Below are 25,763 nucleotides of genomic sequence, written 5' to 3' on the forward strand. Positions count from 1 at the left end.
ACCGGCTCGCGTCCCCGCGCGCCCCGGCAGACCCGGGTCGAAGTGATCGAAAGCGGGCACAGTACGGTTGTCGGGTGGACAACAGGCAAGCAATCGGATCGTGGCTCTCCGGGCCGCGCGCGGCCGCCGAGGAAATGGGTGCCGACTTCGGCTACCGGGGTGAACGGCTCGGCCTGCCGCAGGAGGGTCCCGGTTCCGCCGCCCCCCTCGGACGCCGTTTCGGCGCCCTGTTCATCGACTGGACGCTGTGCATGCTGATCGCATACGGCCTGATCGCGCGGGGTGATCAGGCGGCTGCGGGCAACTGGGCCGTCGGTGTGCTGTTCCTACTCAGCGTGCTCACCGTGGGCACGATCGGCAGCACGCCCGGTAAGCGGCTGCTCGGGCTGCGGGTGATCTCCGTGGACGGCGAGCGGCTGGGCTTCGGGCGCGTCGTCGTCCGCAGCGTGCTGCTGTGCCTCGCCGTCCCCGCGCTCATCTGGGACCGCGACGGCCGCGGGCTGCACGACCGGCTCGCGCGCGCCGTGCAGGTGCGCACCTGATCGGGCTTGATCGGGCCTGATCCGGTCCGGCCCCCATGCGATACGAGGAGGGGCGCCCCGCCGTCGTGGCGGGGCGCCCCTCCTCGTATTCGTACGTGTGCGCCGCCTAGCGCATCTTGCCGCCGCGCGGCATCCGCATGCCCTTGGGCATCGGGCCCTTCGGCAGCGGCATGTTGCTCATCAGGTCGCCCATGGCGCGCAGCCGGTCGTTGGTGGTCGTCACCTGGGGGCCGGAGAGCACCCGCGGCAGCTTCAGCATGGTCGTACGGACCTTCTTCAGCGGCACCTGGCCCTCGCCGTTGCCGACCATGATGTCGTGCACCGGCACGTCCACCACGATGCGGCCCATGCGCTTCTTCTCGGCCGCCAGCAGCGTCTTGAGCCGGTTCGGGTTGCCCTCGGCGACCAGCACGATGCCGGCCTTGCCGACCGCCCGGTGCACCACGTCCTGGTTGCGGTTCATCGCCACCGCGGGGGTGGTCGTCCAGCCGCGGCCCACGTTCTGCAGGACGGCGGCCGCCGCACCCGGCTGGCCCTCCATCTGCCCGAAGGCCGCCCGCTCGGCGCGGCGCCCGAAGACGATCGCCATCGCGAGGAAGGCCAGCAGGAAGCCCAGGATGCCCAGATAAACGGGATGCCCGATCAGGAAGCCGATCGCGAGGAGGACGCCGAAGACGGCGAGTCCCACACCCGCGACGACAAGACCGACCTTAGGATCGGCCTTTCGGGTCATCTTGTACGTCAGAGCGATCTGCTTCAGTCGCCCGGGGTTCGCAGCGGTGTCACCGCTGTCTGATTTTGCCTTCCTCGCCATGCTGTGAAGTTTACGTGGCCCGCGAAGTGCGGCCCGCCACGGCCTCCAGTACGTGCTGTGCCTCCACCCGGTCCCTGGCCCGGCGCCGGTCCTCCAGGACGGACGTCCAGGCGTTGCGGCGGGCGGTGCGCTGCCCACCGCGCAGGAACAGCGACTCGACGGCGCGCAGGGCGTCGGTCACGGTCGGGAAGGCGTTGGCCCGGACCTCGTGGACGTCGCGTATCGGCCGTGTCCGGCTCGCCTGCTGTGCCTCGCGTACCTGAGGGGTCGCGGACTGCATATCAGGGTCCTCCCTGGGAGCGGGTTCTGCGGGAGTGGGGGGCGTGCTCGGGCGTGCTCGGCGCTCCGCGCGCGGCGGCGTGTGCGCGGGGCGTACAAGCATCGTCACAGACTGGTGTTACCAGGGCGTGACCGACGGGTCAAACGCCGGTGAAACCGTGTGCCACGCCCCCGCCACACGAAGCGGCCCGCGCACGCCCCCCACCAGGGGAACTCGCACGGGCCGCGTCATGGACCACTCTTAGCTTGTGCGCCGATTCACACAGTCGCCGCTCTACGCGGCCGCTCGGCTGCGCCGCCCGGCGCCTGCTGGTCGCGCTCCGCCTCGCCTCCGCTGCGGCCGCGTGCCCGCCCTCGTACCTCGGGCGGACCCGCAACCTCCCCCAAGCTCTCGGCTTCGCTCGAGCAGGGGGGACCCCCACCTGCGGCTCGGCCGCGCCGCCCAGCGCCTGCTGGTCGCGCTCCGCCTCGCCTCCGCTGCGGCCGCGTGCCCGCCCTCGTACCTCGGGCGGACCCGCAACCTACGCTGCGGCTCGGCTGCGCCGCTCCATGGCCTGCTGGAAGAGGCGGCCCGCGCGGTACGAGGAGCGGACCAGCGGGCCCGACATCACGCCGGAGAAGCCGATCTCGTCGGCCTCCTCCTGCAGCTCCACGAACTCCTGCGGCTTCACCCAGCGCTCCACCGGGTGGTGGCGCACCGAGGGGCGCAGGTACTGGGTGATCGTGATGAGCTCGCAGCCCGCGTCGTGCAGGTGCTGGAGCGCCTCGCTGACCTCCTCGCGGGTCTCGCCCATGCCGAGGATCAGGTTCGACTTGGTCACCAGACCGGCCTCGCGGGCCTTGGTGATGACCTCCAGCGAACGCTCGTAACGGAAACCGGGGCGGATGCGCTTGAAGATCCGCGGCACCGTCTCGACGTTGTGGGCCAGCACCTCGGGGCGGGACGAGAAGACCTCGGCGAGCTGCTCGGGCACCGCGTTGAAGTCGGGGATCAGCAGCTCGACCTTGGTGTGGCCGCCCTCGCGCTCCGCGGTCATGGCGTGGATCTGGCGCACGGTCTCCGCGTACAGCCAGGCGCCGCCGTCGTCCAGGTCGTCACGCGCGACACCGGTGATCGTGGCGTAGTTCAGGTCCATGGCGACGACCGACTCGCCCACCCGGCGCGGCTCGTCACGGTCCAGCGCCTGCGGCTTGCCCGTGTCGATCTGGCAGAAGTCACAACGCCGGGTGCACTGGTCACCACCGATGAGGAAGGTCGCCTCGCGGTCCTCCCAGCACTCGAAGATGTTGGGACAGCCCGCCTCCTGGCAGACCGTGTGCAGTCCCTCGCTCTTCACGAGCTTCTGGAGCTGGTTGTACTCGGGACCCATCTTCGCCCGGGTCTTGATCCACTCGGGCTTGCGCTCGATGGGGGTCTGGCTGTTCCGGACCTCCAGGCGCAGCATCTTGCGTCCGTCGGGTGCGACTGCGGACACGGCTGGCTCCTACGGCTTCGATTCGTCGGCGAACACCAGGGTACGCCCGATAAAAGTGTGGCCTCTCGGCGACTGTCGTTACGCCTGGCCAACCTCTGGCCCAAGAGGCGCATTCCCAGGCGCCGCCTAGGCGGTCGCGACGGCCCCCGGAACGGTCCCGGCGGCGGTCTTCGTAACGGCCGCCGCGGCGGACTCGACCGTACGGGGTCGCAGGTCGGCGTTCTCCAGCACCTCCCGCAGATGGCGCTCCAGCACCGGCAGCACCTCGGCGATCGTCACCTCCCGGCCCAGCTCCTCCGACAGCGACGCCACCCCCGCGTCCCGGATCCCGCACGGGACGATCCGGTCGAACCAGGTGTTGTCCGGGTTCACGTTCAGGGCGAACCCGTGCATCGTGACGCCCTTGGCGACCCGGATGCCGATCGCCGCCAGCTTGCGGTCCTCGCGGCGCTGGCCGGCGTTGGACGGGGCGTACTCGGGGCCGTTCAGCCGGGGGTCGAACTCGTCGTCGTGCAGGCGCGGATCGAAGTCCAGCGACAGCCCGCCCAGCGCCGGGCGCTCCGCCACCGGGTCGCCCAGCACCCACACCCCGCTGCGGCCCTCGATCCGCGTGGTCCCCACGCCGAACTCCGCCGCCGTGCGGATCAACGCCTCCTCCAGGCGGCGTACGTGAGCCACCACGTCCACCGGGCGCGGAAGCTTCATGATCGGGTAGCCGACGAGCTGGCCCGGTCCGTGCCACGTGATCTTGCCGCCGCGGTCCACGTCGATGACCGGCGTACCGTCCAGGGGGCGCTCGCTGTCCTCGGTGCGCCGCCCGGCCGTATACACCGGCGGGTGCTCCAGCAGCAGGCAGGTGTCGGGGATCTCGTCCGCGAAACGAGCGGCGTGGACCTCGCGCTGCCTGTCCCACGCCAGCTGGTACTCGACCGCGTCCGCGCCGAAGCCCACATGGACGAATCGCAGCTCACTCACGGCAACGCCTCCCTAGAACCTTGCACAAGAATCTTGCAGCGTGCATTCATCGCGCCCCACGCCACTGTACGGCGGCGCCGGCGGCCGCGGACGGGCAGGTACGGCTCCTCGGAGGCCCGGACGCTTCCCGTCAGCAGCGCCCTCAATCCTCACACGATCGGATGAATGTGGGGCGAAGGCGGCGGTACGGACGTCGAAGGCAGTTAAATTCGCGCCGTTCCAAGGGGGTCTGCACCCCGGCCCAGAAGGCAAGGCAGGAGACCGCACAGCCGATGACGGATCGCCCCCCGCAGCGCACCCCCAACCGCCAGCTCGCCGCCCTCATCGCCGAAGCCGGGTTCTCCAACGCCGGCCTCGCCAGACGCGTGGACCAGCTGGGACTCGAACACGGCCTCGACCTGCGGTACGACAAGACGTCGGTGACCCGCTGGCTGCGCGGACAGCAGCCGCGCGGCACCACACCGGCGCTGATCGCCGAGGTGTTCACCCGCCGTCTCGGCCGCCGGCTGTCCGCCCAGGACCTGGGCCTGGACGCCTGCGCGCCGGTGTACGCCGGGCTCGAGTTCGCCGCGACGCCGGAGGAGGCCGTCGACATCGTCAGCGGCCTGTGGCGCAAGGACTCCGGCAGCCACGCCGAACTCCGCAAGATCGCCTTCACCCCGGCCGGACTCGTCGTCCCCAGCCGCGACTGGCTCATCGGCCGGGCCGACGAACGCGTCGGCCGGGCCGACGAACGCGCCGGACGCCCCGATGAACGGCCGGGCCGCGCCGACGCGCCCCGCCTCGCCGAACCCCGCGTCCCCGCCCAGGGCCGCGCCCCCGCCGCCGGCCACGTCCAGGGCCGCTCACCCGCCCCCGCCGCCTCCGTACCGCGCCAGCGCTCCACCGACCGCGGCCCCGGGCAGCGCGTCACCGGCGGGGACATCGCCGCCCTGCGCTCCGTCGGCGAACTGTTCCGCACCCTCGACCACGCCTACGGCGGCGGGCACGCCCGCCAGGCCCTCGTCCGCTACCTGGAGCACGAGGCCGAGCCGATGCTGCGCGGCGTGTACGGAGAGACGGTCGGGCGCCGGCTCTTCGGCGCCGCCGCCGACCTGACCCGGCTGGCCGGCTGGACCTCGTACGACATCGCCGCCCACGGCCTCGCCCAGCGGTACTTCGTGCAGGCCCTGCGGCTCGCCCAGGCCGCCGGCGACCGCGCCTACGGCTCGTACGTCCTGATCACCATGAGCCGCCAGGCCGTCTACCTCGGCCACGGACGCGAGGCCGTGCAGCTGGCGCGCGTCGCCCAGCAGGGCGTCGGCTCCGCCGCGCCGCCCGTCGTCCAGGCCATGCTCCACGCCGTGGAGGCGCGCGGCCACGCCGTCCTCGGCGAGGTACGGGCCTGCACCTCGTCCCTCGTCAGGGCCGAGCGCGCGCTGGACGCCGCCCGGCCCGGCGACGACGTCCCGCACTGGGCGCGGTTCTTCGACGAGGCCCAGCTCGCGGACGACTTCGGCCACTGCCACCGCGACCTCCAGCAGTACCGGGCCGCCGCGCAGCACGCGGAACGCTCCCTGCAACTGCGCGCGCCCGCCTTCGCGCGCAGCCGCCTCTTCTGCCGGCTCGTCCTCGCGACCGCCCGCCTGGGCCTCGGCGAGCTGGACCAGGCGTGCGCGCTCGGCGCGGAGGCCGCCCAGCAGGCCTCCGAGATGCGCTCGGCACGGGCGGTGGAGTACGTCCGCGACTTCGAGCGTCGACTGGAGCCCTACCGGGACGCGAGCGCCGTCCGGAACTATCGGGACCGGATCGGCGCCATCGGCTAGGGCGTGTGCGTGAGGTCGCGCAGCCGTCCTAGGCGGCCGCCCGCAGCGCGGTCGTGTCGCGGGACGACGGGACCGGGACGCCGAGGTCGCGGAGCACCGCCTCCGCGGCACGGCGGCCGGACCGGTACGCGCCCTGGACGGTGCTCGTGTCGCGGTGGTCGCCGCACACATACAGCCCGCCCAGCAGCCGGACCGGCCGGAGCGGATCGTGCGGCGGGGGCATCGCCGGGACGGCCTCCGGGTCGTGGTGCACGGCCAGCGGCTCCCAGTCGTCCGTGTCGGTGCCGTACAGGGCCGCCAGGTGCCTGCGCACCCGGTGCTCGAGCCGTTCGGGCGGGGCGCCCAGCACCGTCGAGCTGACCAGCACGCGGCCGTGCGGTGCCCGCGCCGGGTCGACCTCGCTCATCACGGCCGTGTGCGACACCGGGCCCGTGCGGTCGGCGTCCAGGACGAGCGCGGCCTCCGTCGGCGGGGCGGCCGGCGCCGTGTGGTGCACCACCGTGACCGGGTGGAAGCCCGGTACGCGCAGCCCCGGCAGCAGTTCCGCCGCCGCGCGGGCGCCGGTGGCCACCACCAGGGACCGGCAGCCCAGCTCGCCGTGCTCGGCGGTGACGACCTTGTTGATGGAGGCGTCCTTGACGTGCACGCCGGTCTTCACCGTGTCCGGCGGCAGCGTCGCCGCCAGCCGCTCGGGCAGCGCGGCGGCGCCGCCCGCCGGTACGCACAGCCGGCCGCGCGCGTAGTCCCGCAGCGCGAGGTCGGCTGGGCGGCTGGACGTCGTCAGGTCCGGGTCGCACAGCAGCGCCGACAGCAGTGGGCGGACGAACCCGTTGACGGTACGCGCCGGCAGCCCGCGGCCCGCGAGCGCGTCCAGCGCCGGACGCTCGGGGCGGGCCAGCAGCCGGGCGTCCCCGGCCGCCGCGAGCCGCGCCAGCGAGGCGCCCAGCCGGGCCTGGTCCAGGGGGCGCGGCGCGCTCGCCAGGGCCCGCGCCCTGGCCCACCGGGCGGCGCTCCTGCCGACCTCTCCGGTGCGGTGCAGCCGGCCCTCGCTGTGCACCAGGACCCCCGGCTGGAAGAGCCGGAGCCCGGCGCCGCCCAGGCCGGGGTACGAGGTGCTGAGCCATTGCCCGCTCCGGTCGAGCCGGAACCCGTCGATGTGCTCGGTGGCCATCCGGCCGCCGATGTGCGAAGCGGCTTCCAGGACGCTGACGGTCACTCCCGCACTGGTCAGATGCTGAGCCGCGGCAAGGCCCGCGATTCCGGCTCCTACGATGACGACGTCCGCGTGGCGTGCGTGCTTGAGCACGTGTCCCTCCCCGGGGTGGCGGTTCGGTGCGTGGGGGGCTCATGCCCTTAACAGGGCGGAGGAATACCCGAGTTCGGGCTCCGAGCGTACGAGCGAGCGGTGTGCCTGGTCACACGCGCGCGATCGGGGTCACCGAAGCAACGGGGGTCGCACACGGCCGGAATTCCCCCGGGCGCGGCGACCCCGCCCCCCGCAGGCCGGCGCGGCCCGCGGGAACGCTGCTACGCCGCCGACGCGATCGCCGTGTCGATGGTGGGGAACGCGAAGCGGAAGCCCGAGCCGAGGAGCCGGGTGGGGAGCACGCGCTGGCTGCCGAGGACGTCGGAGGCGAAGTCGCCGAGGGCGACCCGGAGGGCCGGGGCCGGGACGTGGAGGAAGGCGGGGCGGCGCAGGACGCGGCCCATCGCGGCGGTGACCTCCCGGTTGGTGACCGGGTCCGGGGCGGTGAGGTTCACCGGGCCGGCGAGCGACTCGGTGTCGAGGATGTGCCGCAGTGCGGCCACCTCGTCGTGCAGGGAGATGAAGCTCCAGTACTGCTCACCGTCGCCGAGCCGGCCGCCCAGCCCGGCGCGGAACAGCGGGAACAGCCGCCCCCACGCGCCGCCCTCGCGCGCCACCACCAGGCCGGTGCGGGCGTACGCGACACGGATCCCCGCCTCCTCCGCGGCCGCCGCGGCCTCCTCCCACTCGACGCACACGGACGGCAGGAAACCGTCGCCCGCGGGTGCCGTCTCGTCCACCGCCCGCGAGCCGGTGTCGCCGTAGTAGCCGAGCGCCGTCCCGCACAGCAGGACCTTCGGCGGGACGTCCAGCGACGCGACGGCCTCCGCGATCGCCGCCGTGCCGAGCACCCGGCTGTCCCGGATCTCCTTCTTGTACGCCTCGGTCCAGCGGCGTTCACCGACCCCCGCCCCCGCGAGGTGGACGACCGCGTCGCACCCGGCGAGCCCGGCGGCGTCCACGTACTGGCGCCGCGGGTCCCACTCGACCTCGTCACCGGACCGCGCCGGGCGGCGCACCAGCCGGACGACCTCGTGGCCGTCGGCCCGCAACGAGCGGACCAGGGCCGTACCGATGAGCCCCGAGGAGCCGGTGACCGCGACACGGGCGATACCGATATTTTTCATGGGCCCATCCTGCCCCGTGGCACAGTGGCGGTCATGACGACCCCGCACATACGCCCGGCGCGCCAGGAGGACGCTGACGCCCTCGCGCGGCTCGACCGCGACACCTGGTCGCCGCTGCACGCCGTACAGCCGCGGCCGCAGCCGCCGTACGACCCGTTCTTCGACTCCAGCCACCGCCCGGACGACTACCTCGTGGCCGAGGCCGACGGGCGGCCCGCCGGATACGTACGGCTCGTGCCCCCCACGCGCCTCGCGTGCAACGCGCACGTACGGCAGATCCAGGGGCTCGCCGTCGCCGACTGGGCGCGCGGCCGGGGCCTCGCGCGGGCCCTGCTGCGGGCGGCCTGCGAGGAGGCGCTCCGCCAGGGCGCCACCCGGATCACCCTGCGCGTCCTCGGCCACAACAAGCCCGCGCGCACCCTCTACGCGTCGGAGGGGTTCGCCGTCGAGGGCGTCCTGCCGGGGGAGTTCTTCCTGGACGGGCGGTACGTCGACGACGTCTTCATGGGGCGCGCCCTGGTCTGATTCACACCCCGAACCGGTCCCAGAGCCGGGGGAAGCGCTCCTCCAGGCCCGCGTCGTCGTCGAAGTCGAACGGGGTGCCCGCCGGCTCCGGGGCCTGGGGCGCGATCCCCAGATCGGGTGCGACGACGCCGGTGAGCTGCTCGTACGCCTCGTCCGCCGCGTACCCCAGCTCCTCGCCGTCCCCGTCGATCTCCTCGTCGAAGTCGTCCAGCAGCTCCGCCAGCGCGTCCGGTTCGTGCACCGCCCCCTCGAACACCTCCCGGCCCTGGCCGATCAGCCAGCAGCGGAAGTAGTCGAAGGCGTCGTCGCTCGCGCCGCCCAGCAACACGGCCGCCGCACCCCACAGGTCCCAGGTGTACGCGCGGTTGTAGCGGGCCTCGAAGTGCCGCGCGAAGTCGAGCACGGAGTCGGGGTCGAGCTGGAGCAGCCGCTCCACGAGCAGCTCGGCGTGGTCCTCCGGGTCGCCCTCGGCGGCCTCGCGGGTGGTGTCGATGATCTCCCAGAACTCCGTCTCGTCCATCACGGGACCAGCATCCTGGGTCGGGGAGGACCGTGCACGCGGAGCGGCCAAAATGAAACCGGACAGAGGATGTCGGGTTTGCCGGGCATGGTGACCGTATGACGAACGACACGCCTCAGCGCACCCCCCTCGCCGGAACGATCGCCCTCGTCGCGGGCGCCACGCGTGGCGCGGGCCGCGCCATCGCCGTACAGCTCGGCGCCGCCGGAGCGACGGTGTACGTCACCGGCCGCACCACCCGGACCCGTGTCAGCGAGGTGGGGCGGCCCACCGAGACCGTGGAGGAGACCGCCGAGCTCGTCACGGCGGCGGGCGGCGAGGGCATCGCCGTGCCCACCGACCACCTCGTGCCCGACGAGGTGCGCGCGCTGGTCACCCGTATCGACCGCGAGCGGGGGCGGCTCGACGTCCTCGTCAACAGCCTGTGGGGAGGCGACCACCTCATCCCCTGGGGCAGGAAGATGTGGGACACCGACCTGGAGCAGGGCCTGCGGATGCTGGAACTGGGCGTCCGCAGCCACGTCATCACCAGCAGCTGCGCGCTTCCGCTGCTGGTCCGGAACCCGGGAGGGCTGGTCGTGGAGATGACGGACGGGACGTCCGAGTACAACGCGCGGTTCCGTGAGAACTTCTACTTCGACCTCGCCAAGAACGCACCCCTGCGGATGGCCTTCAGCCTCGGGGAGGACCTGAAGGAGGTGGGCGGCACCGCGGTGGCGCTCAGCCCCGGTTACCTCCGCTCCGAGATGATGCTCGACATCTACGGTGTCACGGAGGAGAACTGGCGCGACGCCGTGGCCCGCGAGCCGCACTTCGCGATCGCCGAATCCCCGGCGTACGTCGGCCGGGCGGTCGCCGCGCTCGCCGCCGACCCCGGCCGGCACCGCTGGAACGGCCGGTCGCTGTCCAGCGGGCAGCTCGCCCGGGAGTACGGCTTCACCGACACCGACGGGTCGCGGCCCGACGGCTGGGCGTACTTCATCGACGTCGTCCACGGCGGCAAGGACGCCACCGCCGACGACTACCGGTAGGGCTACCCGCAGATGCGGCTACCCGTGGAGACGGCTCCCGGTGGAGACGGCTACCCGTAGAGCCGGGCCAGCCGGGTCGCCGCGTCCGCGAACAGTGCCCGCAGCGACCGCGGCTCCAGCACCTCCGCCTCGGGCCCGAGCGGCAGCAGCTGGGCGTAGGCGACCTCGTCCGACTCCACCGGCAGGGTCACCGTCACCCGGCCCTCCGCGTCCGGCGGGCCGGCCGCCGCCAGGGCCTCTTGGGCGGCGGCCCGGTCCGTCACGTGCGGCAGGCTCCGCGCGCCCGCCTCCGTCAGCCGCACCACCGCCTCCGCCCGCAGGATGGACCGCGCGAACTCAGCCGCCCGCTCCTCCCAGAACGCCGGCAGGTCGAACCCCTCGTCCCGCGAGAACCGCTCCTCCACGGGCGTGACGGCGGTGAAACGGTCCACCCGGTAGACGCGGAAGGACGTCCCGGCGCGGGCGCACAGGTACCAGACGCCCGCCTTCAGCACGAGCCCGTACGGCTCCAGCTCCCGCTCCACGTCCCGCCGCGCCGCCCGGGCCCCGCGGCGGTAGCGCACCGACACTGTCCGGTCGTCCCACACCGCCTCCGCCAGGACCGGCAGCAGCTCGGGCGTCCGGGGCTCCTGGTACCAGCCGGGCGCGTCCAGGTGGAACCGCTGCGCCGCCGAGGACGGCGCGTCCCGCAGCGACGGCAGCAGCGCCGCCGAGACCTTCAGCCGGGCCGCCGACGCCGCGTCGTCAAGCCCCATCTGCCGCAGCGCCCCCGGCACCCCCGACAGGAACAACGCCTCCGCCTCGCTGCGCGCGAGTCCCGTCAGGCGCGTCCGGTAGCCGCCGATCAGCCGGTAGCCGCCCGCCCGGCCCCGGTCGGCGTACACCGGCACCCCGGCCTCCGACAGGGCGAGCGCGTCCCGGGTGATGGTCCGCTCGGACACCTCCAGCTCGCGCGCCAGCTCGGCGGCCGTCATGGACGGACGGGACTGGAGCAGGAGCACCATCTTGATCAGGCGGGCAGCGCGCATGGACACATCATGCAAGAGGCCCCCGCCGCGGCGGGGGCCTTCCTGAGCACCGTTCCTACAGGCCGTAGCGCTCGCGGGCGTCCTTCACCAGGGAGGCCGGGACCTCACCGCGCTTGGCGAGCTGCGCCAGCGCGGCGACCACCACGGACTCGGCGTCCACGCCGAAGTGGCGGCGGGCCGCCTCGCGGGTGTCCGACAGGCCGAACCCGTCGGCACCGAGCGAGCTGTAGTCCTGCTCGACCCACTGCGCGATCTGGTCCGGGACCTGGCGCATGTAGTCGGTGACCGCCAGCACCGGGCCCTGCGCGTCGGCCAGCGCCTGGCGCACGTACGGCACGCGCTCCTCGCCGCGCAGCAGCGCCGCGTCGGCCTCCAGCGCGTCGCGCCGCAGCTCCGACCAGGAGGTCGCGGACCACACGTCGGCGGTCACGCCCCAGTCGGCGGCCAGCATGTCCTGCGCCTTGAGCGCCCAGTGGATCGCCGTGCCGGAGGACAGCAGCTGGAGGCGCGGGGCGTCCGCCGCCGGGGCGGTGCCCTCCTTGAAGCGGTACAGGCCCTTGACGATGCCCTCGTCCACGCCCTCGGGCTTGGCCGGCTGCGGCATCGGCTCGTTGTAGACGGTCAGGTAGTAGAAGACGTTCGGGTCCTCGCCCGGTGCCGTCTCGCCGTACATCCGGCGCAGGCCGTCCTTGACGATCACCGCGACCTCGTAGGCGAACGCCGGGTCGTACGTCAGCGCCGCCGGGTTCGTCGCCGCGATGACGGGGGAGTGGCCGTCGGCGTGCTGGAGGCCCTCACCGGTCAGCGTGGTGCGGCCGGCGGTGGCGCCGACGAGGAAGCCGCGCCCGAGCTGGTCGCCGAGCTGCCACATCTGGTCGGCCGTCCGCTGCCAGCCGAACATCGAGTAGAAGATGTAGAACGGGATCATCTGCTCGCCGTGCGTGGAGTACGCGGTCGACGCGGCGATGAAGTCGGCCATCGAGCCGGCCTCCGTGATGCCCTCGTTGAGGATCTGGCCGTCCTTGGCCTCGCGGTAGTACATCAGCTGGTCGCGGTCGACCGGCTCGTACGTCTGGCCCTTCGGCGAGTAGATGCCGAGCGACGGGAACAGCGACTCCATGCCGAAGGTGCGGGCCTCGTCGGGGACGATCGGCACCCAGCGCTTGCCGGTCTGCTTGTCGCGGATCAGGTCCTTCATCAGACGGACGAACGCCATGGTCGTCGCGACCGACTGCGAGCCGGAGCCCTTGTCGAAGGCGGCGAAGGTCTTGTCGGCCGGCGCGGGCAGCGGGTCCAGCGCGTGCATCCGGCGCGCCGGGGCGGGGCCGCCGAGGGCCGCGCGGCGCTCCTGGAGGTAGCGGACCTCGGGGGAGTCGGCGCCGGGGTGGCCGTAGGGCACCTGGCCGTCGGTGAAGTCGCTGTCCGAGATCGGCAGGCCCAGCAGGTCCCGCATGCCCTTGAACTCGTCCACCGAGAGCTTCTTCATCTGGTGGTTGGCGTTCTTGGACTCGAAGCCCTTGCCGAGCGTGAAGCCCTTCACCGTCTGGGCGAGGATCACGGTCGGCGCGCCCTTGTGCGAGAGGGCGGCCTTGTACGCGGCGAAGACCTTACGGGGCTCGTGGCCGCCGCGCGAGTACTGGAAGCACTCGATGATCTTGTCGTCGGACAGCAGCCGGCCCATCTCGGCGAGGGCGGGGTCCTTGCCGAAGAAGTCCTCGCGGATGTAGGCCGCGTCGCGGGTCTGGTACGTCTGGATCTGCGCGTCCGGCACCTCGCGCAGCCGGCGTACCAGCGCGCCGGTGGTGTCGAGCTGGAACAGCTCGTCCCAGGCGGTGCCCCACAGCGACTTCACGACGTTCCAGCCGGCGCCGCGGAACTGGGCCTCCAGCTCCTGCACGATCTTGAAGTTGGCGCGGACGGGGCCGTCGAGGCGCTGGAGGTTGCAGTTGATGACGAAGGTGAGGTTGTCGAGCTCCTCACGGGCGGCGAGCGCGAGGGCCGCCGTCGACTCGGGCTCGTCCATCTCGCCGTCGCCGAGGAACGCCCACACGTGGGAGTTCGAGACGTCCTTGATGTTGCGGTTGGTCAGGTAGCGGTTGAACCGCGCCTGGTAGATCGCCGACAGCGGGCCGAGGCCCATGGACACCGTCGGGAACTCCCACAGCCAGGGCAGGCGGCGGGGGTGCGGGTAGGACGGCAGGCCGTTGCCGCCGGCCTCCTGGCGGAAGTTGTCCAGGTGCTGCTCGGACAGCCGGCCGTCGAGGAAGGCGCGGGCGTATATGCCGGGCGAGGCGTGGCCCTGGATGTAGAGCTGGTCGCCGGAGCCGTCCTGCTCCTTGCCGCGGAAGAAGTGGTTGAAGCCGGTCTCGTAGAGCCAGGCCGCGGAGGCGAAGGTGGCGATGTGGCCGCCGACGCCGTACTTGGAGCCGCGGGAGACCATGGCGGCCGCGTTCCAGCGGTTCCAGGCGGTGATCCTCGCTTCCATCTCCTCGTCGCCGTCGAAGCCGTAGCCGGCCTCGGAGGCGGTGGGGATGGTGTTCACGTAGTCGGTTTCGAGCAGCTTGGGCAGCGCGAGACCGGCGCCCTCGGCGCGCTCCAGGGTGCGTCGCATCAGGTACGCGGCGCGGTGCGGCCCGGCGGCCTTGGCGACGGCGTCGAGGGACGCCTGCCACTCGGCGGTCTCCTCGGGGTCGCGGTCCGGCAGCTGGTCGAGCTCGCTCGGCTGGATGCGGGTGGGGTCGGTCATAGTCGCCGCCTTCCGGAGTCGAAGGGGTGTGGAGCCCTTGGTCTTGGCAGGACAGGGCGAGGGGACCTCTGTTGAAGTCCGCGGACGACTGTACGACCGTGATCGATGATCGATCAAAGCGTTGGGCGAAAATTCTTGCCCCAGAGGCCAAAGTCGGCATTCGGTGCCACAAAAATGGGCACCCGGTGCCTTGTTTTCGCAGGCGAGAGCACCGGATGAGCGCGTGCGCCGCCCGATGAGCGCCGGGCGTACGCGGGGGCGCGCGGGAGGCGCCCAGGGGGCGGGGTCAGGCGCGCGGGGCGCAGCCGAGGACGTGTTCCTTCACCAGGACGCCGATCCGGGGGTCGCCGCGGCGGAAGGCCTGGACGAGCTCCTCGTGCTCCTCCGCGTACGACTTCTGTACGGTGCCGAGCCAGCGGATCGACAGTGCCGTGAAGACCTCGATGCCGAGGCCCTCCCAGGTGTGCAGCAGCACGCTGTTGTGCGCCGCCCGCACCAGCTCGCGGTGGAAGCCCACCGTGTGGCGCACCTGCGCCGTACCGTCCGCCCGCGCGTCCGCCTCGTACAGGGCCGCCACGTGGGGCTCCAGGGCCGAGCAGTCCTCGCCCAGCCGGCCGGCCGCCAGCTCGGCGGCGATCTGCTCCAGGCCCGCCCGCACCGGGTAGCTCTCCTCCAGGTCCGCCGCGGTCAGGTTGCGCACCCGGACGCCCTTGTTGGGCGCCGACTCGATCAGCCGCAGGCTCTCCAGCTCGCGCAGCGCCTCGCGCACCGGGGTCTGGCTGACCGCCAGCTCGGTGGCGATGCGCCGCTCGACGATCCGCTCCCCCGGCTTCCAGCGGCCGCTGACGATGCCCTCCACGATGTGCTCGCGGATCTGCTCGCGCAGCGAGTGGACGACGGGCGGGGTCATGGGGGCTCCTTCGCTGCTGCGGCGGTCGCTGGCCATTATTCCCGCCCGGTAACCCCGAGCGGCCGCCTCAGGTGCGAGACACCCGTCACGCCTGGTGCCGTGGACACGACAGCGGCGCCCGCGACCGGAACGTTCCGGTCGCGGGCGCCGCTGTCGTACGCCGCGAAAGGTGCGGTGGCCAGGCGGTTACAGGCCGAGGTCGACCTCGAACTCGCCGGCCTCCAGGATGGCCTTGACGGCCGTCAGGTACCGGGCCGCGTCGGCACCGTCCACCAGGCGGTGGTCGTAGGACAGCGACAGGTACGTCATGTCGCGGACCGCGATGGTCTCGCCCAGGTCCGGGTGGTTGATGACCACCGGACGCTTGACGGTGGCGCCGATGCCCAGGATGGCGACCTGGTTCGGCGGCACGATGACCGTGTCGAACAGCGCACCGCGCGAGCCGGTGTTGCTGATCGTGAAGGTCGCGCCGGACAGCTCGTCCGGAGTGATCTTGTTGCCGCGGACCTTGCCGGCCAGCTCGGCGGTGGCCTTGGAGATGCCGGCGATGTTCAGGTCGCCCGCGTTCTTGATGACCGGGGTCATCAGGCCCTTCTCGGAGTCCACGGCGATGCCGATGTTCTCCGAGTCGAAGTACGTGATCGTGCCCTCGTCCTCGTTGATCCGGGCGTTGATGACCGGGTGGGCCTTCAGCGCCTGGGCCGCCGCCTTCACGAAGAACGGCATCGGGGAGAGCTTGACGCCCTCACGGGCGGCGAACGCGTCCTTCGCGCGGCCGCGCAGCTTCATCAGCTTGGTGATGTCGACCTCGACGACCGAGGTCAGCTGGGCCTGCGAGTGCAGCGCCTTCATCATGTTGTCGCCGATGACCTTGCGCATGCGGGTCATCTTGACCGTCTGCCCGCGCAGCGGGGACGTCTCCAGGGCCGGGGCCTTGGCGGCGGCCGGGGCGGCCGCGGCCGGAGCCGGGGCAGCGGCGGCGGCCTTCGCGGCCTCGGCGGCCGCGACGACGTCCTGCTTGCGGATACGGCCACCGACGCCGGTGCCCTTGACGGACGCCAGGTCGACACCGTTCTCCGCGGCCAGCTTGCGGACCAGCGGCGTCACGTACGCGCCGTCCTCCGCCGGCTGTGCGGCAGCGGGGGCGGGCGCGGGCGTGGCGGGCGCGGCCTGCGGCGCCGGGGCGGCGGGCGCGGGCTGCGCCGGAGCCGGGGCGGGCGCCGGGGCCTCCTGCTGGGGAGCCTCCTGCTTCGGGGCCTCCTGAGCCGGGGCTTCCTGCTTGGGGGCCTCCTGCGCCGGGGCGGCGGCCGGGGCCGCACCCTTCGCGCCGATGACGGCCAGCTTGGCGCCGACCTCGGCGGTCTCGTCCTCACCGACCACGATCTCCAGCAGCACACCGGCGGCCGGAGCGGGGATCTCAGTGTCGACCTTGTCCGTGGAGACCTCGAGCAGCGGCTCGTCCTCCGCGACCTCCTCGCCGACCTCCTTCAGCCAGCGGGTCACGGTGCCCTCGGTGACCGACTCGCCCAGCGCGGGCAGCACGACGTCGGTGCCCTCGGCCGAACCGCCGCCGGCGGCGGCCTCGGCGGTCGGGGCGGGGGCCGGGGCCTCCGCCTCGGTGGACGGCGCGGCCTGCGGGGCCTCCTGCGCCGGGGCCTCCTGCGCCGGAGCCGGAGCGGCCTCGGCGGCGGGGGCGGCCTCGGCGGCCGGGGCGCCCGAACCGTCGTCGATGACGGCCAGCTCGGCGCCGACCTCGACGGTCTCGTCCTCGGCGACCTTGATGGAGGCGAGGACACCGGACGCGGGCGCCGGAATCTCCGTGTCGACCTTGTCCGTCGACACCTCCAGCAGCGGCTCGTCGGCCTCGACGCGCTCGCCCTCGGCCTTCAGCCAGCGGGTGACAGTGCCCTCGGTGACGCTCTCGCCGAGCGCCGGCAGGGTTACGGAAACCGACATGGTTTCAGTTGCTCCTAACGAATTGCGGAAAGTGGTCGTCGCGCCCTGACTGGGGGCTCAGTCGTGGGAGTGGAGGGGCTTGCCGGCCAGCGCCAGGTGCGCCTCGCCGAGCGCCTCGTTCTGCGTCGGGTGGGCGTGGATGAGCTGCGCGACCTCGGCCGGCAGCGCCTCCCAGTTGTAGATCAGCTGCGCTTCGCCGACCTGCTCGCCCATGCGGTCACCGACCATGTGGACGCCGACCACGGCACCGTCCTTGACCTGGACGAGCTTGATCTCGCCCGCGGTCTTCAGGATCTTGCTCTTGCCGTTGCCCGCGAGGTTGTACTTCAGGGCGACGACCTTGTCCGCGCCGTAGATCTCCTTGGCCTTCGCCTCGGTGATGCCGACGGAGGCGACCTCGGGGTGGCAGTACGTCACCCGGGGCACGCCGTCGTAGTCGATCGGAACGGTCTTCAGACCGGCCAGACGCTCCGCCACCAGGATGCCCTCGGCGAAGCCGACGTGCGCGAGCTGGAGCGTCGGGACCAGGTCACCGACGGCCGAGACCGTCGGCACGTTCGTCCGCATGTACTCGTCGACCAGGACGTAGCCGCGGTCCATCGCGACGCCCTGCTCCTCGTACCCGAGTCCCGCCGAGACCGGGCCGCGGCCGATGGCGACGAGCAGCACCTCGGCCTCGAAGGTCTTGCCGTCCGCCAGGGTGACCTTGACGCCGTTGTCGGTGTACTCGGCGCTCTGGAAGAACGTACCGAGGTTGAACTTGATGCCGCGCTTGCGGAAGGCGCGCTCAAGAAGCTTCGAGCTGTTCTCGTCCTCGACCGGGACGAGGTGCTTCAGGCCCTCGATGACCGTGACGTCCGTGCCGAAGGACTTCCACGCCGAGGCGAACTCGACGCCGATGACGCCGCCGCCCAGGATGATCGCGGACTCCGGCACCCGGTCCAGCGTCAGCGCGTGGTCCGAGGAGATGATGCGGTTGCCGTCGATCTCCAGGCCCGGCAGGGACTTCGGCACCGAACCCGTGGCGAGGAGGACGTGGCGGCCCTCGACCCGCTGGCCGTTCACGTCGACGGAGGTGGGGGAGGACAGCCGGCCCTCACCCTCGATGTACGTCACCTTGCGCGAGGCGACGAGACCCTGCAGGCCCTTGTACAGGCCGGAGATCACATCGTCCTTGTACTTGTGGACGGCCTTGATGTCGATGCCCTCGAAGGTGGTGAGCACACCGAACTGGTCGGCCTCACGGGCCTGGTCCGCGATCTCACCGGCGTGGAGCAGGGCCTTGGTGGGAATGCAGCCGTTGTGCAGGCAGGTGCCGCCGAGCTTGTTCTTCTCGATCAGTGCGACGTCCAGGCCCAGCTGCGCACCCCGCAGGGCCGCGGCGTACCCGCCACTGCCACCGCCGAGGATCACTAGGTCGAAAACGGTGCTGGCGTCGTTCGCCACGTCACGTCCTCCATGCATGTGCGCCGGTCGCCGGTCGTCGCGACCGGGCGGCGGCTGGTGTTCGGCCGCTGTTTCGTCGGCCCTGTGGTGGGGGCCCTGTCCTGCCGAGAACCCATCTTCGCACTTGTTGGCGGGAGGCGGGACGCGGGGCTGTGTGATTACGGGCTCGGTACGCCTCCGGGGCGCCTCAGACGGCGTCGACGGTCGACCGTGCTCGATTCGCTCGTTCCTCAGGGGCCGGTACGGCCGCGGCCCCGGACCGGGGGTCCGGGGCCGTGACCGTGCCGTCACGGCACGTGTCAGCCGAGGTCGCCCGCGGCGGTGCGCTCCGCGAGGCGGACCAGGGTCCGGACGGCGGAGCCGGTGCCGCCCTTCGGGGTGTAGCCGAAGGGGCCGCCCTCGTTGAAGGCCGGGCCCGCGATGTCCAGGTGGGCCCAGGTGATGCCCTCGCCCACGAACTCCTTGAGGAACAGGCCGGCCACCAGACCGCCGCCCATCCGCTCGCCCATGTTGGCGATGTCGGCGGTGGGGGAGTCCATGCCCTTGCGCAGGTCGGCGGGGAGCGGCATCGGCCAGGACTGCTCGCCGACCTCCTCCGCGATCTCGTGGATCGAGGTGCGGAAGGCGTCGTCGTTCGCCATGATCCCGAACGTGCGGTTGCCCAGGGCGAGGACCATCGCGCCGGTGAGGGTGGCGACGTCCACGATGGCGTCCGGGTTCTCCTCCGACGCCTTGGCCAGGGCGTCGGCCAGGACCAGGCGGCCCTCGGCGTCGGTGTTCAGCACCTCGACGGTCTTGCCGCTGTACATCCGCAGCACGTCGCCGGGGCGGACGGCGGAACCGGACGGCATGTTCTCGGCGAGCGCCAGCCAGCCGGTGACGTTCACCGGCAGCTTCAGGCGGGCGGCCGTGACGACGGCGGCGAACACCGCGGCGGCGCCGCTCATGTCGCACTTCATCGTCTCGTTGTGGCCGGCCGGCTTCAGCGAGATGCCGCCCGAGTCGTAGGTGATGCCCTTGCCGACCAGGGCCAGGGTCTTCTCCGCCTTCGGGTGCGTGTAGGCGAGCCGCACCAGGCGCGGACCGTGCTCGGCGCCCTGGCCGACGCCGACGATGCCGCCGTAGTTGCCCTTGACGAGCGCCTTCTCGTCGAGGACCTGCACCTTGATGCCGTGCTCCTTGCCGGCCGCGGTGGCGATGGCCGCGAAGGACTCGGGGTACAGGTCGTTCGGCGGGGTGTTGACCAGGTCGCGGGCGCGGTTGATCTCCTCCGCCAGTGCGGCCGCGCGCTCGGCCGCGGCCTTGAACGCCTTGTCGCGCGGCTTGCCGCCCAGCAGGGTCACCTCGGCGAGCGGGCCCTTGGCGTCCTTGCCCTGCTCCCGGTAGGCGGTGAAGGCGTACGCGCCGAGCAGCGCGCCCTCGGCGATCGCCTCGGCGTCCTCCACGGCCTCGACCGGCAGGGCGAACGCGGCCTTCTTGGTGCCGTTCAGCGCGCGGGCGGCGCAGCCGGCGGCCCGGCGCAGGGCCTCGGCGTCGTACGTCTCGTCCTTCTCGGGAGCCGCGCCGAGTCCCACCGCGAGCACGACCGGGGCCTTCAGGCCGGACGGCGCGGGCACCTTGGTCACCTCGCCCTCGGAGCCCGAGGCGCCGAGGGTCTCCAGGACGGTGGCGAGCTTTCCGTCGAACGCCTTGTCCACGGCCTCGGCGCCCGGTGCGACGACGAGTCCCTTGCCGCCCTTCGGGCTCTTGGCGACGCCGACGACGAGAGCGTCGGCGCGCAGGGTCGCCGCGCCGGCGGTGCTGAGAGTGAGAGCAGTCACGGTGGTGAAATCTCGCTTTCATTGAGTTCTGAGGCGGTCGAGGGGTGGGGCGACCGGGTCCTGCCGCATCGTAAGTCGCGTCCGGGAGGGCCGGGCGGTCGCGCCCGGGGAAGACCGGGAAAGACCGGGAACGAGCCTACGCGTGCCGCCCGGTTTCGCTCACGGCGGCGGCGATTCACTCATCCGTGGCGTCTGCCCAACGATTGCCGGGTCAACAGTTGAGAGCTGCGTCACACTCCCTGCATTCGTGCAAGGGAGCAACGTACCCCTTTGCATCATCTCCACAGATCCTCCCGGTGCTTCCACGCGCGCGGAGGACCCATCAGGGGGGAAGTCACATGCAGACATCCGGAGTCCGCGGCGGGAGAACGGCCGGAGCGCTGCCCGCCGCGACACTGCTGGTCACAGCCCTGCTCGCCACGACGGTCCCGGCCGGACCGGCCGCCGCCGCCGACCCGGCGCCGCGCGTCGACCTGACCGTGCTGGTCGTGGACGACGGGGGCGGCGCGGTCGGCGCCATCACCTCCGAACTCAAGGGCTCCGGGGTCCCGTACCGCACCGTCCGCCTCTCCGACCCCGCCCGCCCCGTCATCGACGCCGCGTTCCTCGCGGACACCGTCTCCGGGCGGCCCCGCGCCAAGTACCAGGGCGTGGTCCTGCCGGACGAGGCGCCGCAGGCCCTGGGCGCCGCCGAGCGGGCCGCCCTCACCGCGTACGAGCAGAAGTACGCCATCCCCCAGGTCGACGCCTACACCTGGGCCCACCCGGGCGTGGGCCTCGACTACACCAGCGAGGGCGGCCGTTCCGGCGTGATGGACGGCGTCCGCACGGACGTCACCGCTGCCGGCAGGGCCGGCCCGTTCCGGTACCTCGACGGGCCGCTCACCTTCGAGGACAACGCCCCCGATGTCGCCGAGAGTTACGGGTACGCGGGCCGGCCCCGCGCGGGCTACACCAGCTACCTCGACGTGCCGGTCGACGGCGGCGGCCGCGCCAGCCTCATCGGGCAGTACGCCCACGACGGGCGGCGCGAACTCGTCGTCACCTTCGCCTACAACCAGCACCAGCGGCAGTTCCGCGCCCTGGCCCGCGGCATCGTGGAGTGGCTGACCGACGGCGTCCACCTCGGCCAGAACCGCAACTACTTCTCCGTCCACGTCGACGACGTCTTCGCCCCCGACGCCCGCTGGGACACCGAACGCAACTGCACCCCCGGCGACATCGACTGCGCCGACGGCGGCGGCGAGTCCACCCCGCCCATCCGGATGACCCCGGCCGACGCCCAGTACGCCGCCCAGTGGCAGCGCTCCTCCGGCTTCACCATGGACATGGTCTACAACGCCGGCTCCGGCGAGGAGTGGAAGACGCAGAACGGCGGCAGCGACCCGCTCACCGCGCGACTGGTGGCCGACCGCGCCCAGTACCGCTGGATCAACCACACCTACACCCACCCCTTCCTCGGCTGCGTCCAGGACACCTCCACCGTCCCGTGGACCTGCGCCAAGGACGCGACCGGCAAGACCCGCTACATGAGCCGCGCCGAGATCGCCGCCCAGATCCGCGACAACCACAACTGGGCCGTCTCCAAGGGCATCCCCGTCGACCGCACCGAACTGGTCACCGGCGAGCACTCCGGCCTCAAGACCCTCCCGCAGCAGCCCGCCGACAACCCCAACCTCGCCGGCGCCCTCGCCGACAACGGCGTCAAGTGGATCGCGAGCGACAACTCCCGCGAACCCCAGCAGCGCCCCGTCGGCGCCGCGAGCACCGTCCCGCGCCACCCGATGAACGTGTACTACAACGTGGGCACCGCCGCCGAGATGGCCGACGAGTACAACTGGATCTACACCTCCCGCGAGGACGGCGGCAGCGGCGTCTGCGAGACCAACCCCGCCTCCACCTGTCTGCCCGAACCGCTCGACGTGACCACCGGGTACGCCGACCACATCGTCCCGCAGGAAGCCCGCATCGCCCTCGGCCACGTCATGGCGAACGACCCCCGGCCGCACTACGTCCACCAGTCCAACCTCGCCGAGGACCGCATCCTCTACCCCGTCCTCGACCGGATCCTCGCCGACTACCGGGGCCTGTTCGCCGACAACACCCCGCTCGTCGTCCCCCGCCACCGCGACGCCGGCACGGAACTGTCCCGGCGCACCGCCTGGGACAAGGCACTCGCCGAGGGCAGGGTCACCGCGTACCGCATCGGCAACAAGGTCACCGTCACGGCCCCCGCCGGAGTGCACGCCCCTCTCACCGCCCCCGAAGGGACCCGCAAGAACCTGCTGCTCGGCACGGCGGCGTTCGGCACGGCGTACGCGGGTGGCCGCTCGGCCTGGACCACCCCCGAGGTGCTCCAGTCCGCGATCACCCTCACGCTGCCGACCACCACCTGACCACTTCTCATCCGGGGGGACACCAATGCCGAGCAGTGGCCGCCATGTCACCATGCTCACCGAAGGCACCTATCCGCACGTCCACGGGGGCGTCAGCACCTGGTGCGACCAACTCGTCCGCGGCATGCCGGAAGTCGACTTCCACGTCCTGGCACTGACCGGCAGCGGCCGCGAACCGGTCACCTGGGAACTGCCGCCCAACCTTTACCGGCACACCTCGTTCCCGCTGTGGGGGCCGGCCCAGGGGCGCGGCCGGCCCCTCGTCGGCCGGCAGCGGCGCCGCTTCACCGACACCTACGAGCGGTTCCTGCTGTCGGTGCTCGACCCGTCCGCCGGCTGCGACTTCGGCGAGGGCCTGTACGCCCTCGCCGAGCTCGCCCGGCGCGGCAGGCTCTCGGCGGCCCTCCGCTCCGAATCGGCGCTCCGCTCGCTGATGTGGATATGGACCCTGCCCCACCTGAGGACCGCGGCCGCCCGCCCCACCGTCCACGACGCCCTGACCGCCACCGACCTCCTCGAGCACGCGCTCCGGCCGCTCGCCGCCCGCGTCCCCGGCGACAGCGTCGCCCACGCCGTCTCCAGCGGCCTGGCCACCCTCCCCGCCCTCGCCGCCCAGCACTTCGACGGCGTGCCGTTCCTCCTCACCGAGCACGGCATCTACCTGCGCGAGCGCTACCTCGGCTACCGCAGCGCCGCCCAGAGCTGGCCCGTCAAGGCCCTGATGCTCGGCTTCTACCGCGAGCTCAACACCCTCGGTTACCGCAAGGCCGACCTCATCACCCCCTGCAACCAGTACAACCGCCGCTGGGAGGAGCGCGGCGGCGCCCCCACCGAGCGCATCCGCACCGTCTACAACGGTGTCGACCCGCACGCCTTCCCCCTGGCGGGACCCGAACCGGACGTGCCCACCCTCAGCTGGTGCGGCCGGGTCGACCCCATCAAGGACCTGGAGACACTCATCAGGGCGTACGCCATCGCCCGTGCCGAACTCCCCGCGCTGCGGCTGCGGTTGTTCGGCCCCGTCCCGGCCGGCAACGAGGACTACCGGACGAGGCTGGAGAAGCTCGCCGCCGAACTCGGCGTCACCGACGGCATCACCTACGAGGGCCGGATCACCGACGTGGCGAGCGCCTACGCGGCGGGCACCCTGGTGATGCTGTCCTCCATCAGCGAGGGGTTCCCCTTCTCCCTCATCGAAGCCATGTCGTGCGGCCGCGCCACCGTCTCCACCGACGTCGGCGGCGTACGGGAGGCCGTCGGCGACACCGGGCTCGTGGTGCCGCCCCGCGAACCCGCCGTGATGGCCGACGCCGTGGTAACCCTGCTGCGCGACGACGACCGCCGCACGGCCCTCGGCAGGCGCGCCCGGCAGCGGGTGGTCGACCAGTTCACCCTGCGCCGCTCGGTCGACGGCTTCCGCCGCATCTACCGGGAGCTGGCCGGACATCCCGACCCGGCACCGGCCGTCGACGACATCCGCGACTGGACGCTCCAGCTCCGCATCACCGACCCCTGGCGCGACCTCGCCGCCGACGACGCGTGCGACGACGACCTCGTCACCGGGGAGGCGGCCTGATGAGCGGCTCCCTGTGGCTGAAGGAGGAGTCCGCCGGACTCGACACCCTGCCCGCCCTGCCCCGCCCCCGGCCCAGCTGGGCCGCCGCCGACCCCATCGACGAACTGACCACCCGCCTGGAGGAGGTGATAGCGGCCGCCGTCCACCCCGACGAGATAGCCGCCATCCTCGAGTCCGACGGCATGACGGACGACCACATACGGCTCACCTACGGCCGGGAGGACTCCTTCGCCCTCGCCGAGGACCTCTACGCGCGCGTGGAGCGGCGCTTCACCGAGCCGGAGGGCCCGCCCTCCGACCTGTGGCACACCGGCCTCGGCGGCTGCCTGCTGCGCGGCCTCGTCTTCGCCCTGCCCGGCCTCGCCTACGTCCTCGGCGCCCCGCTCCTCACCGGCTCGCCCAGCGCGCCCGGCCTGCCCGCCGGCACCGTCCCGCTGCTCGCCGGGGCGGTCACCGGCTGGGTGTGGAACCAGGCCCTGTCCCACCGCGCCCACTCCTGGCTCGGCCTCGGCGACCGCCGCGCCGCCGCCCGGACCCTGCTGCGTGGCGCCCCGGCAGGAGCGCTGCTCGGCGCCCTGGTGGCCTTCGCCGCGGCGGCCGGCCCGGGGGAGTGGGGCGGCGCCGTGTTCGCGGCGGGCCAGGCGGTGTATCTGGGCGCCGCCACCGTGCTGCTGGTCCTCGGCCGGGAACGGGCGCTGCTCGCCGCGCTCGCCCCGCTCGTCGCCGGCACGCCCGTCGCCTTCTGGCTCGGCCTGCCCGACCCGGCCCGGGCGGCCCTGCTCGGCACGTCGCTGGCCCTGGCGGTCGCCCTCGCCGGGCGGGAACTGCTGCCTCCGGCGCCGGCACCCCCGGGGGACGCCCCCGGAAGGGCCGGGCCCCGGCTCGCCGCGTCCGTGCCGTACGGGCTGTTCGGGCTCGGCACGGGCGGGCTCGTGCTGTACGCCGCGATCGGCGACGTGATCGCCCTGGGCGCCGGCGCCGGGGCGTCGGTGGCCGGGCCGACCGCCGTCGCGCTCACCCTGTCCATGGGGCCCGCCGAGTGGCTGCTGTACCGCTTCCGCCGCGAGAGCCTCGCCGGGCTGCGGGCCACCACCAGCGCCCGCGCCTTCCGCCGCGCCACGGCCGGCACCCTGGCGCTGTGCCTGACCGTGTACCTCGCGGTGCTGCTGGCCCTCGCGGTGACCGGCACCCTGCTGTGGCCGGGCGCCCCGGACATCGGCGGAATCCGCCTCGCGTCCCTGCTCCTGATCGGTACGGTGCTGTGGGCGGCGCTGCTGCTCCAGTCGTTCGGGGCGGCGCTCAGCGCGGCGGTGGTGTGCGGGGCGGCGACGGCCGCGCAGACGGTGGCCCTCGTCTCGGGGGCGGGCGACCCGCGGCTGGTCGGCGCGGGCGTCGCCGGCGCCGCGGCCCTGGTGCTGGCCCTGCTCGGCGGCGTACTGCTCGGGCGGGCGACCGCCCACCGTCCGTGACCACACGAAGGATGCGC

At 72.9% G+C, this 25,763-nt stretch carries 20 protein-coding genes; 7 read left to right on the plus strand and 13 right to left on the minus strand.

What is annotated here, in order from left to right:
* The first annotated feature begins 74 nt into the window (after positions 1-74).
* A complete protein-coding gene (locus EIZ62_RS23910) occupies positions 75-542 on the plus strand; it encodes an RDD family protein (RefSeq protein WP_156694746.1) in 468 nt (155 codons plus the stop codon).
* A 106-nt stretch (positions 543-648) separates the two neighbouring features.
* On the opposite strand, the gene EIZ62_RS23915 is transcribed toward EIZ62_RS23910, so the two are convergent.
* From EIZ62_RS23915 to lipB, 4 genes are all read right to left on the minus strand, one after another.
* The gene (locus tag EIZ62_RS23915; protein ID WP_156694747.1) at positions 649-1,356 is read right to left on the minus strand and encodes a DUF4191 domain-containing protein; all 708 of its coding nucleotides are present in this window, start codon (positions 1,354-1,356) and stop codon (positions 649-651) included.
* 10 nt (positions 1,357-1,366) lie between these two features.
* Complete coding sequence (locus EIZ62_RS23920) at positions 1,367-1,636, minus strand: SCO2195 family GlnR-regulated protein (protein WP_425281841.1); 270 nt, start codon at positions 1,634-1,636, stop codon at positions 1,367-1,369.
* A gap of 520 nt (positions 1,637-2,156) precedes the next feature.
* Positions 2,157-3,110 (minus strand): lipoyl synthase, encoded by a 954-nt coding sequence (gene lipA / locus EIZ62_RS23925; RefSeq protein ID WP_156694748.1) that lies wholly within the window; start codon positions 3,108-3,110, stop codon positions 2,157-2,159.
* Between the two features lie 126 nt (positions 3,111-3,236).
* Positions 3,237-4,085 (minus strand): lipoyl(octanoyl) transferase LipB, encoded by an 849-nt coding sequence (lipB, locus tag EIZ62_RS23930; RefSeq protein WP_156694749.1) that lies wholly within the window; start codon positions 4,083-4,085, stop codon positions 3,237-3,239.
* Positions 4,086-4,357: 272 nt separating this feature from the next.
* Between lipB and EIZ62_RS23935 the strand changes: the two genes are divergently transcribed.
* A complete protein-coding gene (locus EIZ62_RS23935) occupies positions 4,358-5,890 on the plus strand; it encodes an NsdA family TPR-like regulatory protein (RefSeq protein ID WP_156694750.1) in 1,533 nt (510 codons plus the stop codon).
* A 28-nt stretch (positions 5,891-5,918) separates the two neighbouring features.
* Here EIZ62_RS23935 and EIZ62_RS23940 read toward each other — a convergent pair whose 3' ends face one another.
* Positions 5,919-7,196 (minus strand): NAD(P)/FAD-dependent oxidoreductase, encoded by a 1,278-nt coding sequence (locus tag EIZ62_RS23940; protein WP_156694751.1) that lies wholly within the window; start codon positions 7,194-7,196, stop codon positions 5,919-5,921.
* Between the two features lie 221 nt (positions 7,197-7,417).
* Positions 7,418-8,323 carry a TIGR01777 family oxidoreductase gene (locus EIZ62_RS23945; protein ID WP_425281842.1) on the minus strand — a complete coding sequence of 302 codons (906 nt, stop codon included), beginning with the start codon at positions 8,321-8,323 and terminating at the stop codon, positions 7,418-7,420.
* A gap of 33 nt (positions 8,324-8,356) precedes the next feature.
* Between EIZ62_RS23945 and EIZ62_RS23950 the strand changes: the two genes are divergently transcribed.
* Positions 8,357-8,848, plus strand: coding sequence for a GNAT family N-acetyltransferase (locus EIZ62_RS23950; protein ID WP_156694752.1), 492 nt, complete (start codon positions 8,357-8,359; stop codon positions 8,846-8,848).
* 1 nt (position 8,849) lies between these two features.
* Here the strand turns inward: EIZ62_RS23950 and EIZ62_RS23955 are convergent, their stop codons facing one another.
* On the minus strand, positions 8,850-9,368 hold the full coding sequence (locus EIZ62_RS23955; RefSeq protein ID WP_156696571.1) for a DUF4240 domain-containing protein: 519 nt from the start codon (positions 9,366-9,368) through the stop codon (positions 8,850-8,852).
* A gap of 98 nt (positions 9,369-9,466) precedes the next feature.
* Here EIZ62_RS23955 and EIZ62_RS23960 point away from each other — a divergent pair, with 98 nt between their 5' ends.
* Positions 9,467-10,399, plus strand: a complete 933-nt coding sequence (locus EIZ62_RS23960) for an SDR family oxidoreductase (RefSeq protein ID WP_156694753.1) — start codon at positions 9,467-9,469, stop codon at positions 10,397-10,399.
* 50 nt (positions 10,400-10,449) lie between these two features.
* Here the strand turns inward: EIZ62_RS23960 and EIZ62_RS23965 are convergent, their stop codons facing one another.
* The 6 genes from EIZ62_RS23965 to EIZ62_RS23990 form a co-directional block, all read right to left on the minus strand.
* Positions 10,450-11,427: a helix-turn-helix transcriptional regulator gene (locus tag EIZ62_RS23965; RefSeq protein WP_156694754.1), complete on the minus strand. Its 978-nt coding sequence runs from the start codon at positions 11,425-11,427 to the stop codon at positions 10,450-10,452.
* A gap of 55 nt (positions 11,428-11,482) precedes the next feature.
* Positions 11,483-14,173 (minus strand): pyruvate dehydrogenase (acetyl-transferring), homodimeric type, encoded by a 2,691-nt coding sequence (gene aceE, locus EIZ62_RS23970; protein ID WP_156694755.1) that lies wholly within the window; start codon positions 14,171-14,173, stop codon positions 11,483-11,485.
* Between the two features lie 286 nt (positions 14,174-14,459).
* Positions 14,460-15,083, minus strand: coding sequence for a GntR family transcriptional regulator (locus tag EIZ62_RS23975; RefSeq protein ID WP_156694756.1), 624 nt, complete (start codon positions 15,081-15,083; stop codon positions 14,460-14,462).
* Between the two features lie 186 nt (positions 15,084-15,269).
* Positions 15,270-17,039: a 2-oxoglutarate dehydrogenase, E2 component, dihydrolipoamide succinyltransferase gene (gene sucB / locus EIZ62_RS23980; RefSeq protein ID WP_156694757.1), complete on the minus strand. Its 1,770-nt coding sequence runs from the start codon at positions 17,037-17,039 to the stop codon at positions 15,270-15,272.
* A gap of 57 nt (positions 17,040-17,096) precedes the next feature.
* A complete protein-coding gene (lpdA, locus tag EIZ62_RS23985) occupies positions 17,097-18,485 on the minus strand; it encodes a dihydrolipoyl dehydrogenase (protein WP_156694758.1) in 1,389 nt (462 codons plus the stop codon).
* A 299-nt stretch (positions 18,486-18,784) separates the two neighbouring features.
* The gene (locus EIZ62_RS23990; RefSeq protein WP_156694759.1) at positions 18,785-20,305 is read right to left on the minus strand and encodes a leucyl aminopeptidase; all 1,521 of its coding nucleotides are present in this window, start codon (positions 20,303-20,305) and stop codon (positions 18,785-18,787) included.
* A 338-nt stretch (positions 20,306-20,643) separates the two neighbouring features.
* On the opposite strand from EIZ62_RS23990, the gene EIZ62_RS23995 reads away from it, so the two are divergent.
* Genes EIZ62_RS23995 through EIZ62_RS24005 form a run of 3 tightly spaced genes read left to right on the plus strand, consistent with a single transcriptional unit; the run spans position 20,644 to position 25,746 of the window.
* Positions 20,644-22,701: a hypothetical protein gene (locus tag EIZ62_RS23995; RefSeq protein WP_156694760.1), complete on the plus strand. Its 2,058-nt coding sequence runs from the start codon at positions 20,644-20,646 to the stop codon at positions 22,699-22,701.
* 25 nt (positions 22,702-22,726) lie between these two features.
* The gene (gene pelF / locus EIZ62_RS24000) at positions 22,727-24,277 is read left to right on the plus strand and encodes a GT4 family glycosyltransferase PelF (RefSeq protein WP_156694761.1); all 1,551 of its coding nucleotides are present in this window, start codon (positions 22,727-22,729) and stop codon (positions 24,275-24,277) included.
* The gene (locus tag EIZ62_RS24005; RefSeq protein WP_156694762.1) at positions 24,277-25,746 is read left to right on the plus strand and encodes a hypothetical protein; all 1,470 of its coding nucleotides are present in this window, start codon (positions 24,277-24,279) and stop codon (positions 25,744-25,746) included. Before pelF ends, EIZ62_RS24005 begins: the two co-directional genes overlap by 1 nt.
* Positions 25,747-25,763 lie beyond the last annotated feature (17 nt).

Origin of the sequence: Streptomyces ficellus (assembly GCF_009739905.1) — a bacterium.
Lineage (GTDB): Bacteria > Actinomycetota > Actinomycetes > Streptomycetales > Streptomycetaceae > Streptomyces > Streptomyces ficellus_A.